The following is a 14,220-nucleotide window of genomic DNA, read 5'->3' as shown; positions in this document are numbered from 1 at the left end:
GACGATTCCAATGTCCGTAAACCAATTATCTGAGACAAACCAAGTAAGCGAGATGATCGAATGGCTCGCCTCCTTTGGAAAAACAAAAACGGGCGGTGTCACAAGGCGATTGTATACACCGGAATGGCAAGCGGCACAGCACGCCCTGAAAGCAAAAATGAAGGAAACAGGGCTTGAAACGTATTTTGATAGTGTTGGGAACTTATATGGCAGAGTCCAAGGTACGGAAAAAAGCGGGGCAATTTTAACCGGGTCGCACATTGATACTGTCACAGAAGGCGGAAAATATGATGGCGCATACGGTGTGATAGCCGGTTTTATCGCTGTGTCAAGGCTCCTCCGGAAATACGGGCCGCCCAAAAAAACAATTGAAACGGCGTCATTGTGCGAGGAAGAAGGCAGCAGGTTCCCCATCACTTTCTGGGGATCGAAAAATATTTGCGGCCTGTATCATTTTCATGATGCGGATGGCATACAGGATGAAAATGGAATTTTACTGTCCGATGCGATGAAGCGGGCGGGTTTTGGACCAGGAAAATACATCTCCCCTGCCCGCACGGATATCCGGGCATTTTTGGAACTCCATATCGAGCAAGGAATGGTGCTGGAACAAAACAATAAGACTATCGGAGTGGCCACGCATATTGTTGGGCAGCGCCGCTATACGATTCGGCTAAAAGGAGAAAGCAACCATGCCGGCACGACACCGATGGCCCTGAGAAAAGACGCAGTTACTGCTGCTGCCCAGTTCATCTCATACTTAACAAGAAAGGCAAAAGAAACCGATCCCGGTTTAGTGGCAACCGTTGGCCAGATTGACGTGAAACCGAATGTAGCCAATGTGATTGCTGGTGAAGTGGCATTCAGCCTGGATATTCGCCATCACAGGCAGGAAGTCATGGAACACTATTGCAACGATGTTTTTTCAACATTTAAGCGCAACGCCAAAAAGAAGGGAATCCATATTTCGATTACACAATGGCTCGATACAGCACCGGTCGCGCTGGATCCGGCATTGGCCGAAATAGCGCGATCCATTGCTAAATCCCGGCAGATTGCTTTTCAAGATATTGTGAGCGGCGCCGGGCATGACGCCCAGATTTTCGGCTCATTTTGCCCGACTTTGCTGCTATTTGTACCGAGCAGGAACGGTATCAGTCATTCGCCGAGAGAATATAGCGCTATTCGCGATCTTGAAACCGGCATTGATTTATTGGAAAGCGTATTATACAAGCTGGCTTACACTTAAATGATGCACAATAAGGAGAAGATGAAATTGGCATATGCAGAATTAACGGCACCGAAACGAATCATCCTGACACCCGGCCCGGTTGAGGTCGACCCGCGTGTGTTGCGGGCAATGGGCACACCGATCCTCGGTCAATTCGATCCGGCATTTACAGCCATTATGAATGAAGTAATGGATATGCTCCGCCAAGTATTTCAGACAAAAAACCATTGGGCTTACCCGGTTGACGGAACTTCCCGCTCCGGATTAGAAGCTGTGCTTTGCAGCATTCTTGAACCCGGAGACCGTGTCATGGTGCCCATTTATGGCAGATTCGGCCATTTATTTGCAGAAATTTGCGAACGGTACGGTGCTGAAGTCCACACCATTGAATGTCCGTGGGGAGAAGTATTCGAACCGGGCCATGTCATTGCGGAGATGAAGAAAATAAAGCCGAAAGTGCTGGCAATGGTGCACGGTGAAACTTCCACCGGCAGAATGCAGCCCCTTGCAGAAATCGGAAGGGCATGCCGCGAACAGGACGTTTTGTTTGTTGTAGATGCAGTCGCATCCATCGGAGGAGCAGATGTCAGGACAGATGAATGGTATATCGATGCCCTTGTTGCCGGAACGCAAAAATGTCTGTCAGTCCCTGCCGGCATGGCGCCGATTACGTACAACAGTCGTATAGAAAAAATCGTGCTGGCACGCAAAAAAGTGGAACGCGGCATTGCAACTGATGAGGACCGTGCTTATCCAAGGAGCATGCGCCCGATCACAAGCAATTACTTTGATCTGGGCATGCTCCAGGATTACTGGAGCCCGCGCCGGTTGAACCACCACACAGAGGCAACGTCCATGATCTACGCGCTACGAGAAGGATTACGGCTTGTGTTGGATGAAGGACTGGGAGCACGTTTTTCACGCCATAAACTGCATGAAAAAGCGCTTATCGAAGGGCTTCTGGCAATGGGACTGTCTTTATTCGGCGACCCTGTGCACAAACTCCCCTGCGTCACTTGCGTCAACATACCGGACGGAACCGACGGCGAATCTGTCCGCCACATGCTTCTTGAGGAATTCGGCATTGAAATCGCTTCTTCTTTTGGCCCACTGCACGGAAAAATCTGGAGGATTGGCACGATGGGCTACGGCTGTCGAAAAGATAATGTGCTCGCATTATTAGGCGGCCTTGAAGCCGTTCTGATTAGGCATGGCGTAAAAGTGAACCGTGGAGAAGGATTGCAGGCCGCATTGGATGTATATCAATCAGAAAAAACGAAATCGATTGTTTTAAAGTGAACGTTCTGCTGTTTTTCGGCATGGACAGCGAATGTTAAAATACTTGCTTGAGCCGAACGGGGATTGACCATTGTGCGGAAAAATATTTCTTTTATCCCCCTTTTTGAAACAGGACGGGTAAACCTATACGCGGGATAAGCACATACTCGCAGCCAAAAGGGCCGCTTCTTACGAAAAAATCGAGTAGGAGGCTAATCATTATTTGATTAGCCGACCTCTCACACCACCGTGCGTACGGTTCCGTACACGGCGGTTCTAAAGTTTACGACCGTACAGACAGATAGTAATCCAGAAAACTTATATACCTTGCTCTTCGGAAGAGTTCGTTTGTAAGGGTTCTAGCTAAGATATGGCTGCCGGAGATTCTCCAGTAGCCTTTTCTTGTGTTAGCCCATTCCCACGCCTTTCTTTTATTGATCCCTAATTTCTTGAGCCAATAAAATCTTGTGCGTACTCTCTTCCATCTTTTCCAAGTTACCATTCGCATTCTTCTTCGTGTCCATTGGTCCAGTCTGGTTACCAGACTTTTCATATCCGCTAGCTTGTAGTAATTTACCCATCCTCGGACAGTGTCGTTTAGCCTTTTCTTTCTTTCCTCTACGCTTAATCCGTTGCTTCTTCCTGTGATTCTGCGAATTTTCTCCTTTAATTTTTGAACACCCTTCGGGTGTACCCGGAATTTGCATTTTCCTTCATAAAGGTAAAATCCATAACTCAGGAACTTGATGTTTCTAATATGTGTGATCATCGTCTTCTCTCGGTTCACTTTGAGTCGCAATTTCTTCTCAATGAATGGGAGAATGTTATGGTATGTTCTTTCGCAGCTTCTTCGGCTTTTACAGAATATGATCACATCATCAGCGTAACGGACAAATCGGTGATTTCTTGCTTCCATTTCTTTATCCAATTCGTTTAACATTACATTGGCAAGAAGCGGACTTAGTGGTCCTCCTTGTGGAACACCGAAATCATTTGTTGTCCTTATTCCTTTGATCATAACACCTGCATTTAGGAATTTATGGATTAAGGAGATTACACGTCCGTCGTGAATTGTTTCACTCAATATCTGGATAAGCTTACTATGGTTTACCGTGTCAAAGTACTGTTCTAAGTCCAGGTCTACTACATACTGGTATCCTTCATTTACATTCTTTTGGCACTTGAGAAGTGCCTGATGTGTACTTCTATGTGGTCGGAAACCATAGCTATTGTCTGAGAACTTTCTTTCATATATAGGGACTAGGACCTGCGAAATGGCTTGTTGGATGACTCGGTCTACTACCGTTGGTATTCCAAGTTTCCTTGTTTTCCCGTTGTCTTTTGGAATTTCTACCCTTCTAACGGGTTGGGGCTTGTATGTCCCATTTCGAATGGAGAGGACGAGTTCCCTCTGATGTTCAGTTAGGTATGCCAAAAGTTCACCTGTTTTCATTCCATCGACACCGCCCGCACCTTTGTTTTTCTTTACCTTTTTATAGGCACGGTGCAGGTTATTACTTGAAAGGATTCGTTCGAGCATCCATTCGTTCTGTCTGTTGGTGTTAGTGGTGTTGTTTTCAGTTATCCTCTTGAAACTATGCCCTCTGCCATATCCTTCCTGTTCCGCAGTATCTTTTTGACAGCAGGTTTCTTCCTGTTTTCTGCATTTGTTCGTTTCTTCGGTAACTTTCATTGACTTCCACTTCCTTTAGTTCAGCCCTTCCTTCGATGCTCCAGGCATCTCCGTACTATGGCTTCTGCTGACTTCTCACGGCAAATCTTGTTTCAACCAGGTTTCATACTCTGTTTCCACCTGTCCGTGAGACCTCCCGTGGTAAGGTGATTTGCTTTCATTCCATGTACCCGCACCATTTACGTTTCCACATCCGGATAGCTTTTGGGCTTTGACTTGTTCAGCAGCCTTACCCTGTGAGAGTACGCCTAATGATGTTCGTGTTCCTCGGGTCAGAATTTTGCCTCCAGCTTCCTTCAGATTCCATCTCACGATGGACACCCTTGCTCTTGGCTAATGGTTGGTCGCTACCTACCCCCATAGCGGACTTACACCGCCTAGCGAATCGCCATGCACGGCGCACTGATAAATAAAAAAGAGCCGGCACACCCGGCTTTTTTTATGAAAAGTTATCCTGAAGCGCTTTTCGCAAAAGCTGCTCGCACCGTTCCAAGTCAGCCTTGACAAGTTTTTTGTACGCTTTTGCTTTTTCCATGTCTTTGATTTTGTATACCACAACCTCTTTTCTTTTTGCCCCGTCCGGTTTTACTTTTATTTTGGTCAAAATTTGCTCCTCATCTTCCAGTTCATGAAGCGCCCGGTAGATTTCGGAATGCTGCGGTTCGAAACCGAGCGGCTTAAATTCTTTTTTCAATTCATCCAAAAGCTGCAGCCCGTACCACCGTCCGTTTTCAATATTGGTGATAATATAAAGTTTTAAAAAGGCGCGCTGTTTGATTAAAAAGCCGGTACTCTCCCTTTGCCGTTTTTCCGCCATGCTACTCACCCCTTTTTCTTCCATTATAGTAAAATGTGCCGGCAGCACACAAAAATTAACACTCGAACGTATGTTATTTTAGCTGTGTAGGTTTTTTGTTTTTTATTATGTTTTTAGCACATTGTGTAATTTTTATAAAATCTGCTCTGAAACCCTTTCATTTCTATAAAATGGAGTCGCGTTTTATATCAACCGTGCATCCGGCTAAGCCGGCAAAAGAATGGTAAAAATTCGTTCATTTTTATCGTGCAAACATTTGGTCAAATATTATTTATCTTTTAGCACATAGTGTTATTAAACCAAATTAAACAAAAAAATACCGGCGCATTGCCGGCATTACGCTTTTCCCAAACGGCACGGGCGCCCTTTCTCAAAATGGGTATTTTTTGCTGCCGTGCTGTTTGCCTTACACCCCGGAAATTTGTTTTCGCAAAACGTGTTTTAAAACTTTCCCGCTCGCATTTCGTGGAAGCGTCTGTAAAAATTCAATTTCGGCCGGCCATTTATATTTTGCAAGTTTTCCCGAACAATAGGCAAACACTTTTTCTTCTGTCAATGTTTCGCCTTTTTTCACGACAATATAGGCTTTTGGCACTTCCCCGTATATTTCATGCGGAATTCCGACTACTGCCGCTTCCAAAATTTCCGGCATTTCATACAGCACTTCCTCTACTTCCACCGGATAAACATTTTCGCCTCCACGTATTAACATATCTTTTTTACGGTCAACTAAATACAGAAAGCCGGCTTCATCGAAATAGCCCAAATCTCCGCTGTAAAGCCAACCGTTTTGCAATACCCTCCGCGTTTCTTCTTCATTTTTCAAATATCCTTTCATGACTTGCGGCCCTTTAACGATGATTTCGCCTACTTCCCCGGCGGGAACAGGTGAACCGCCCGCATCTACCACTTGAATTTCCGTTTGCGGCAATGCTTGGCCAACCGAACCTGCCTTTTCCATAGCAAAACGGTCAGTTAATGTTGAAGCTGCCGGCGCATTTTCGGTCTGGCCGTATAAATTTTGTACTTTTACTGTCGGAAAACGCGTTTTTAACTGGCGCACACGTTCATACGGCATCGGAGACGCACCATAACAGAACAATCGCAAATAAGACAGGTCAACTTCAGCCATTTTCGGCGTATTGAGAAGGATACTGTACATTGCCGGCACCCCGAAGAAAACAGTAACTTTTTCTTTTTCCATTGTTTCAAGCGTTTTCTCAGGGGAAAATTGTTCTTCTATGATCATGGTGCCACCACGGTAGATGGCCGGAATGCTAAAGACATGGCATGCCGCGCAATGGAATAATGGGGTGACAATATGCACACGGTCTTCCCTGCTTAAATCCATTGCCTCAGCCCAGATTTGTGCCGCTGCCCGGACATTTGCGGCAGACAGCATGACGCCTTTTGGCCTGCCGGTTGTGCCGGATGTATAAAAAATCACAGCAGTATCATCTGCCTCTATTTGGGGAGGCATAAAAGCATCCGTATTTTCTCCGGCAATAGCCCGGAATGTGTCTTCCCCGCCGACCATCAGGCGGTCTTGGAATTGATGAAACTCGCGCGGAATTTCATGCAATATATGGAGCAGACGGGTATCATAGATGAGGGCTTTTGCTTCTGAGTGATGAAAAATATACTGCACTTCGGGTGGTGCCAATTTTGTATTGACAGGCATGGCTGTGAAACCGCCCAGTTGGCAGGCATAATAGGCAATGAGCAGCACATCGGAATTATGAAGAAAAAGGGCAATAATGTCTCCCTTTTTGTACCCCTTTTTTTGGAAAAAGCCGGCGACATTTATCGCCTCCCGGTAAAATTGAGCATAAGTCATTTTCTTTCCCCGGTAAGACGTAATGATATGGTCCGGTTGATGAATGGCATGCCATTTGAGCTGTTGCCCAACAAACATTTTTACTCCTCCTGTTCGAAAAACCCGGTTTTTCCGTTTGCCGCAGTAAAGCGCCGGCTGCGGTGATACGCTCCTTTCCCCAGCCGGAAACAACATGTTTTTTAATCCAATCTTTCAATGATCGTCGCGTTTGCCATACCGTAACCTTCGCACATCGTTTGCAAGCCGTAACGACCGTTTGTTCGTTCCAGCTCGTGTATTAGCGTTGTCATGAGCCGCGCCCCGCTTGCGCCAAGCGGATGGCCAAGCGCAATCGCACCGCCGTTCGGGTTCAGTTTTTCCGGACTGGCGCCGGTTTCTAAAAGCCAGGCAAGCGGTACGGAAGCAAATGCCTCGTTCACTTCAAATACATCGATGTCATCAATCGAAAGCCCCGCCTGACATAACACTTTTTCCGTAGCCGGGATCACCCCTGTCAGCATCAGTGTCGGATCAGACCCAACAACGGTCCGGGCGAGAATTCGGAACCGCGGCTTCAGGCCAAGTGCCTCTGCTTTTGTGCGGGACATGATTAAAACGGCAGCTGCCCCGTCGCTAATCTGGCTCGCATTACCTGCCGTGATACGCCCGTCTTCCTGAAAAGCCGGTTTCAGCGCGGACAATTTCTGAATCGATGTATCTGAACGCGGGCCTTCATCTTTCACAACTGTCACGGTCTTGCCATCAGGCTGTTCCGCTTCAACCGGCATGATCTCCCTGTCAAAACGCCCTTCTTTTTGCGCCTGCAATGCACGCCTGTGGCTTTCAAGCGCATAGTGGTCCATCTTTTCACGGCTAATGCCCCACTTTTCCGCAATCAAGTCTGCGGACAGCCCCTGATGGATCATGTTGTATTTTGCAGTGAGCAACTTGCTGAATGCGGCGCCGTTCCTGTTGGAGCCGATCGGAACGCGCGACATGCTCTCAACCCCGCCTGCAATCACCACATCCATATCGCCGGAGAGAACCGCCTGAGCTGCAAAATGCACCGCCTGCTGACTGGATCCGCACTGGCGGTCAATGGTAACGCCGGGCACTTCAATCGGAAATCCTGCGATCAACGTTGCCTGCCGCGCAATATCAGACGCCTGTTCCCCGACCTGGGAAACACAGCCCATGATCACATCTTCCACCATATCCGGAGATATCCCCGCCCGTTCGACCACTTCCTGTAAAACTTTCGCCGCCAGCTCTTCTGCCCGGATCCCGCTTAATAATCCATTCCGCTTTCCAACGGGTGTCCGAACCGCTTCTATAATGACCGCTTCCCGCATCCGCATTCCCCTCACCATAAAAATATTCCATTCATCTTATACCCTGCGTTTTTAAACTGCGATTCCGCTTGTAAACCCGTATTTCCTGTCTTAGTCTCGCATTTGCACGGGACTCTTTTGAAAATGGTGCCCGGCCCGGACTGTTTTTATCGACCCGTTAAGCAACCGGCCCAATCCGCCTTGCGCGTGCGATTTTGAGATGTTTCCCGTGCCTGCCTGCCAGGCGGATTTTTCCATCATCAGCTTCACATTACTTCGGCTGCATCCGGATCGCACCGTCAAGTCGGATCGTTTCCCCGTTCAGCATCGGATTCAAGACAATACTTTGGACAAGCTGCGCATACTCTGCCGGCCGTCCGAGACGGGGAGGAAACGGTGTCATCTTGCCAAGCGCATCCCTTGCTTTTTCTGGCAAAGAAGCGAAAAGCGGCGTTTCAAATACACCCGGTGCAATCGTGACAACACGAATGCCAAGGCTGGCAAGATCCCTGGCAACCGGAAGCGTCATCCCGACAATGCCGCCTTTTGACGCGCTGTAGGCTGCCTGCCCGATCTGCCCTTCAAAAGCGGCAACCGAGGCTGTATTAATGATCACTCCTCTTTCCCCTTCTTCGTTCGGGCTGTTATGTGCCATTTTTTCAGCGGTAAGCCGGATCACATTAAACGTGCCAATCAGATTCACCTCAATCACTTTCCGAAAAGAGGCAAGATCATGTACGCCGCTTTTGCCGTATGTTTTTTTCGCCGCTCCGATGCCGGCACAATTTACCAGTATGTTAACGCTTTCAATTTGTTCTAGCGCATCTTGAACACTTTTCTCATCCGTTACATCCGTTTTGAAAAAACGAACCCGCCCTTTTAGTTCCTGCTCCAATTTTGCTCCTTTTTCCTGTTGAAGGTCAAAAACAACCGCCTTCGCGCCCGTTTCCACCAATTTCCTTACCGTTGCTTCCCCGAGCCCTGATGCCCCGCCGGTTACAATGGCTGTGCTGTTTTCCAGATTCATTTGACTAAACCCCTCTCCCATGAAGATCTGTTCCGTATCTAAAATTCTAAATGTTTGTATTTTCACTGTCAACCGAAAAAAAACCGCTCAAAAAGCGGTTTTAATGTTCCAGCAAAAGGTTGACGGGAACGCTCATCTTTTTATCCGGATGATCAAGGGTATGCACCGTTGCTGTTTCTTCCTGCCGGTCAACATGCTCGATGTAAATCCTTTCCCCGTTCAAAGTGACCGTCACCATTTCTGGCACATTCATAATTTCCTGCGCACGTCTTGCATCCATACCAAAACCTCCGTTTCTTTTTACAATTAAAGTATGGATAGGGGAGTGTGAAACTATACCGGTATTTAAACATCCACCCCTTCCTGTTAAAATAAAACAAAGAACAGAAACGGAGATGATGGAGATGAAGTCTTTTAAAATCGTACTTGGCGATATTACAAAAGTCAAAACGGATGCCATCGTAAATGCGGCGAATACAACACTGCTCGGCGGCGGTGGTGTGGACGGGGCCATCCATAGAGCAGCAGGGCCCGAGCTCCTTGAGGAATGCCGGAAATTGAACGGATGCCCGACCGGCGAAGCAAAAATGACGAAAGGATACCGGCTGCCGGCAAAATACGTCATTCATACGCCCGGCCCCGTCTGGCAGGGAGGCGGCCATCATGAAGCCGAATTATTGGAAAACAGTTACCAAAACAGCCTGCGCCTCGCTGAATCGAAAGGACTGCGAACGGTTGCTTTTCCTTCCATCAGCACCGGTGTATACCATTTCCCGCTGGATGCGGCTGCCCGGATCGCTGTCCGCACCATTTGTACATTCCTTGAAACTTCCGACTCGGTGCAGGAAGTGTGGATGGTGTGTTTTGACGAGCGGACAAAACAAGCGTACGAAAAAGCAGCAACAGAATGGAAAAGCATTTCATATGATAGCGAAAAATCGGGCAATAAAGTGACAATCCTGGTAAATTGAGGTTTCGCACAGCATGCCGGCTTTTTTGCCCGGGCCGGTACGTGCTGGAAAACCGGGAAGCAGAGACATTTTTACAGATGTTTCGCAGCTGCCGCCGTTTTTCCACATCCATGCCGCTTCACCGGGAAACTTACTTTGTCCTCCCGCTGGATCCCCGGGCCCGGGGTCTTCTGTTTTAGGAATCTGCAGCAGCTTCCAATTCGGTAAGGTTCTTGTATTTTCTGGCCCGGTCGATCTTGCTTTTTCGAATATGAAACTGTTTAACAGCGTATTGCCGCATTATATCCGGCTCGAATACAATCTGCGATTCAAAATTTGACTGTTCCCGTTGTAAAACCGCCAGTCCGACAAGGTATTCGACAACGCCGTAAGCATGCATCCACAACTCATCCATATAGTCATGGAACAATTTAAACCTTTCCTCATTTCCAACTACAAGCCGCTGTATCGTATAAATGCCAAACTGGATATGCCTGCCTTCATCCATATTTAAATAATCAATGCCCTGTAAAATGCCCGGGAACAAGCCGGATTTTTTATAAATCTGCCTGAACGAATAATAACCGGATTCCGCAAGCACGCCTTCCACAATCATATTGTAAACCGTCGCCGCACGGATGACCTCTTCAGGCGAATCGTCTGTATACAGGCGCTCCATTGCTTCGGGCAGCGCTTCGTAAAAAATCCGCTTGTAGCTGTCATTATGGTAGGCCGATAAATCAAGATCGCCGACGCCCACTGCCTGCTGCCAGCGCGAAAACATTTCCGTATGTTTGGCTTCATCGTGCAAAAAGGTGGTCAAAAACATCGTGTCTTCAAGCCGGCCCTGTCTTGCCATCGCATGGAGCATCGGCAAAATATCGAGCGTAACCGCTTCTTCCCCGGCTGAAAAAGAGGAAATAAGCGGTAACGATGCTATCCTCTCTTCCTCCCTTAATTGGAGAAAATCTTCCCGGTCTTGGCTGAAATCAATGTCAGCCGGATTCCACCCGCCGTTCCGCTTTGCTTTTTCATAAAGCTTATACATCGGGTCATTCCAGTTGATTTGACCCTCAACGGTTTGAAAACGTTCATGCGCCATCTTTTCATCTCCTTGTCAGGTGCGCCATGCCGGAACGGTCCTGTCGTGCCTCTAACCGGCAGGCATGGTGCTCGGTTTATCAGCTTCCGCCAAAAAATCCGGTCAACTTCTGTGCCGGCACACCCAAGCGAGCGGGAATCCCTTGCCACACCAGGGTTTCCCTTTTTCAAAACGGATCCCAGGAGCGGTGTTGTAAAGGGCTTTCGCTTCTTTTGTTTCCATCAGGAAGCGTTATATGCTGACAAAACGTCCTGCAACCGCAAAGCCAGCCCCATATCCCCTTTCAGCCGGAGTTTGCCGGTTAAAAAAGCCGTCGTGCCGTTCATTTTGCCTTGCACCAGTTTTTTAAAGTCAGCGGATGACATGGAGAGCGTACAATTCGGATCCTCCGCTTCCCCCGCCCCAGCGTAACTGCCTTCCGGACGCATAACGACATGGTAAGTCCCTTCTTCTTCCCCACTTAAATTAAACTGGTATACCGCATTCATTCCTTGTGACCGGGAAGGATCTTTCTTTAAGGCAGCATCAATTGTTTGAAAAATTTCGTCAACGGTTTCCATGCGGTTCCTCCTTGTTGTAAAAGTGGCTTTCACAACTAATTATATATTCCGAACCTTTCAAGGCCAATTCCTATATATGTAGGGAAATCGGAAGCCCGGTTTTCTGCTTGCCCTATATTTATCGCCCGTCTAAAGCCATACCTTCTGCGCAAACTTGAACAACCGGTTTTTGGTTTACCGGCTGCACGTCTTTTCCTTCGGCGCAAAAAAATCATCTGCCTCTTAAGCTGAAGCAGATGCGAGCTGATCAGGGCAAAAAATATAAAATTTGTCCATTCACCAGTCGGCTCGATATTTTTCCGGCAAATTCCAGATAAAGACATCTTGTAATTGTTGCCATAAACGGAGCGAAAAATTGCTTTATTGCCATATCCCCATAAGTATCCCGGCAGATTTGCGCCGCTGTTTTCTCTCCTTCTTGAAGCGACATGACAATTTGCTTGAGTCTATGCTCATGGCGCATCCGGATGCTCTCCGCCCGCGCCTTTACATCCTCAATTAGCCCGCCGTGCCCCGGAAGCGCCACTTTGACAGGCAGGTCTTTAATCCGGTCAAGCGAATCAAAATAATCCCCAAGCGGGTTTTTGTCGTTCTCAGACCAGGCGGCAACAATGGGGGACAAGTCTTTTAACACATGGTCTCCGAGCACCAGAATTTGCTTTTTGCGATTGTAAAAACAAAAATGGTCCGGCGCATGGCCAGGCGTCCGGATCGCTTCGTAAGGATCATCACCGAGCAGAACCTGTTCGCCATTTTTAAAAAGGCCGTCCGGTTCAAAATCATATTTCGGGATCTCCCGTGCAAAATTCCGTTTCGGCAAAGTCGGCCCGCCATGCTTTTGCAAAACCGCTTCGTATTTATCATGTGAAACGGCAAAACGGGCCTTTGTTTCCTGCATGGTCTGAAAGCTTAAATCGGACATGAAAACAGGTACACTGTATTTTTCTTTCAGCCATTTCGCAAGCCCGAGATGGTCGGGATGCGAATGTGTCAGCACAATTTTTTCAATGGGAAAAACCGATGCCAGCACTTTGTTCCATGTTTCCTTCGCCGTTTCATGGAAGTCCCCGGTATCCACAATCGTGTACCCTTTTTTTCCTTTAAAAAGATAGCAATTGACCTCCCGCATGCCGAATGGAAAACGGACGACCAGTTTCCATACATTTTCCGCCACTTTCGTGAAGTCGCATGAATCCTTTTTCTCTGTAAAACTTGCCAAATCCATCCCCTCCTACCATAAGCATAACTTTTCGGAGGAACTGGGGCAAACTTTTTCACTTTTTTTAATCGTATGCATGATGCCGCCAATCAGGCAGATGGTGCCATAAGTACCTGCCTTTTTGGGCTGGGCTCAACTGTCCCGCAAAATCACCTGTTCGATCGGTTCTTTTGCAAATTCAATGCCGTTTTCGCGGAACAGCCGGACGATCACATGGCGCATTTCATTTTCAATCTCATCTTTCTGGTTGCCCGGCAAAAGCGGGATCTCTACAAGAAAATCAAAGCTATGGTTCCGCAACCGGATCAACTTTACAGACGCTATCGTATCCGGTGCGAGACCATGATCTGCTTCTTTTACTGTTTCAAAAGCCTCGTGCAATAGCTTTTCCACCTTTTTTGTATCCATTTCGGAACTGACGCTGACCTGAATAGAAGCAGAAGGCTTTTCCGTCGTCCGGTTTTTAATGACCTGTTCAATAAAATATTGATTTGGAACAATCAGCGTACCGCTTTTATCGAGCCGGACCGTTGTAGAGCGGAGATTGATTTTCTCCACTCTGCCGGTTTCCTCATTGATTTCAACCGTTTCACCGACTTCAATCGGGCGTTCAAATAAAATGATGATCCCGGATACGAAGTTTGCCGCGATGTTGCGCATGCCAAAGCCGAGCCCGATCCCGATTACGCTTAAAACCGCCCCAAGTGCAGACAGGTCAAGGCCGACCGTTGTAAAGCTGATACAAAGTGCAGCAATCATGACGGTATAATAAATGAGGCGGTTAAACGTATACCCGAGTCCGCGGTCAACGTGATAATGGTCATAAACGGTTGAAAGCACATATTTTGTCAGAAGCTTCACAAGCCTGTGCGCGAGCGTGACAATCATTAAAGCAACAATCAGCAAAAACGGCGTGACATCGAGCCCGCCTTTGGAATAAAGCGGGTAAAACAACCACCTGTTATCGGAGAAATCAAACAGGAAGATCAAAAGTACACCGTATAAACAAGCCCAGTTTGTAATTGAATAAACCGCCGGCACGACCGTTTTTTGCAGCCGGCGGTTCCTTTTTGCAAGCACGGATACCGTCCACTTCAACAGCTTGCCGGCAACAAGCAAAACGACCGTATCAAGCGCAAAACGAAAAAGATGAATGTCCGAGAATTCTTTCCATACTGTATCCAACAACATAACCA

At 47.5% G+C, this 14,220-nt stretch carries 13 protein-coding genes; 3 read left to right on the top strand and 10 right to left on the bottom strand.

Annotated elements, in window-relative coordinates; all coding sequences use genetic code 11:
• Window positions 1–10 precede the first annotated feature (10 nt).
• Both allC and OF158_RS08290 read left to right on the top strand, forming a co-directional pair.
• Complete coding sequence (gene allC, locus OF158_RS08295; protein WP_035184841.1) at window positions 11–1,249, top strand: allantoate deiminase; 1,239 nt, start codon at window positions 11–13, stop codon at window positions 1,247–1,249.
• A gap of 27 nt (window positions 1,250–1,276) precedes the next feature.
• A complete protein-coding gene (locus OF158_RS08290) occupies window positions 1,277–2,530 on the top strand; it encodes a pyridoxal-phosphate-dependent aminotransferase family protein (protein WP_225620889.1) in 1,254 nt (417 codons plus the stop codon).
• Between the two features lie 262 nt (window positions 2,531–2,792).
• On the opposite strand, the gene ltrA is transcribed toward OF158_RS08290, so the two are convergent.
• From ltrA to OF158_RS08260, 6 genes are all read right to left on the bottom strand, one after another.
• Window positions 2,793–4,202, bottom strand: a complete 1,410-nt coding sequence (ltrA, locus tag OF158_RS08285; protein WP_043052469.1) for a group II intron reverse transcriptase/maturase — start codon at window positions 4,200–4,202, stop codon at window positions 2,793–2,795.
• A 439-nt stretch (window positions 4,203–4,641) separates the two neighbouring features.
• Window positions 4,642–5,019, bottom strand: coding sequence for a replication termination protein (locus OF158_RS08280; RefSeq protein WP_014098290.1), 378 nt, complete (start codon window positions 5,017–5,019; stop codon window positions 4,642–4,644).
• A gap of 406 nt (window positions 5,020–5,425) precedes the next feature.
• Window positions 5,426–6,934: a class I adenylate-forming enzyme family protein gene (locus OF158_RS08275; protein WP_035184909.1), complete on the bottom strand. Its 1,509-nt coding sequence runs from the start codon at window positions 6,932–6,934 to the stop codon at window positions 5,426–5,428.
• A gap of 101 nt (window positions 6,935–7,035) precedes the next feature.
• The gene (locus tag OF158_RS08270; protein WP_035184884.1) at window positions 7,036–8,187 is read right to left on the bottom strand and encodes a thiolase family protein; all 1,152 of its coding nucleotides are present in this window, start codon (window positions 8,185–8,187) and stop codon (window positions 7,036–7,038) included.
• A gap of 250 nt (window positions 8,188–8,437) precedes the next feature.
• Window positions 8,438–9,193 (bottom strand): 3-hydroxyacyl-CoA dehydrogenase, encoded by a 756-nt coding sequence (locus OF158_RS08265; protein ID WP_035184886.1) that lies wholly within the window; start codon window positions 9,191–9,193, stop codon window positions 8,438–8,440.
• Window positions 9,194–9,293: 100 nt separating this feature from the next.
• Entirely contained in the window at window positions 9,294–9,473 is a 180-nt protein-coding gene (locus OF158_RS08260; protein WP_014098294.1) for an H-type small acid-soluble spore protein, read from the bottom strand.
• A gap of 124 nt (window positions 9,474–9,597) precedes the next feature.
• On the opposite strand from OF158_RS08260, the gene OF158_RS08255 reads away from it, so the two are divergent.
• The gene (locus tag OF158_RS08255) at window positions 9,598–10,164 is read left to right on the top strand and encodes an O-acetyl-ADP-ribose deacetylase (protein ID WP_014098295.1); all 567 of its coding nucleotides are present in this window, start codon (window positions 9,598–9,600) and stop codon (window positions 10,162–10,164) included.
• Between the two features lie 175 nt (window positions 10,165–10,339).
• On the opposite strand, the gene OF158_RS08250 is transcribed toward OF158_RS08255, so the two are convergent.
• The 4 genes from OF158_RS08250 to OF158_RS08235 form a co-directional block, all read right to left on the bottom strand.
• Entirely contained in the window at window positions 10,340–11,245 is a 906-nt protein-coding gene (locus tag OF158_RS08250) for a R2-like ligand-binding oxidase (protein ID WP_035184889.1), read from the bottom strand.
• Window positions 11,246–11,466: 221 nt separating this feature from the next.
• Entirely contained in the window at window positions 11,467–11,805 is a 339-nt protein-coding gene (locus OF158_RS08245) for an SCP2 sterol-binding domain-containing protein (RefSeq protein WP_014098298.1), read from the bottom strand.
• Between the two features lie 247 nt (window positions 11,806–12,052).
• Window positions 12,053–13,030, bottom strand: a complete 978-nt coding sequence (locus OF158_RS08240; RefSeq protein WP_225620887.1) for an MBL fold metallo-hydrolase — start codon at window positions 13,028–13,030, stop codon at window positions 12,053–12,055.
• Between the two features lie 126 nt (window positions 13,031–13,156).
• Entirely contained in the window at window positions 13,157–14,215 is a 1,059-nt protein-coding gene (locus OF158_RS08235; RefSeq protein ID WP_225620886.1) for a mechanosensitive ion channel family protein, read from the bottom strand.
• Window positions 14,216–14,220 lie beyond the last annotated feature (5 nt).

It is taken from the genome of Weizmannia sp. WK01, assembly GCF_025905465.1.
GTDB lineage: Bacteria > Bacillota > Bacilli > Bacillales > Bacillaceae_C > Weizmannia > Weizmannia faecalis.
This window is presented reverse-complemented; position numbering and strand designations above follow the sequence as displayed.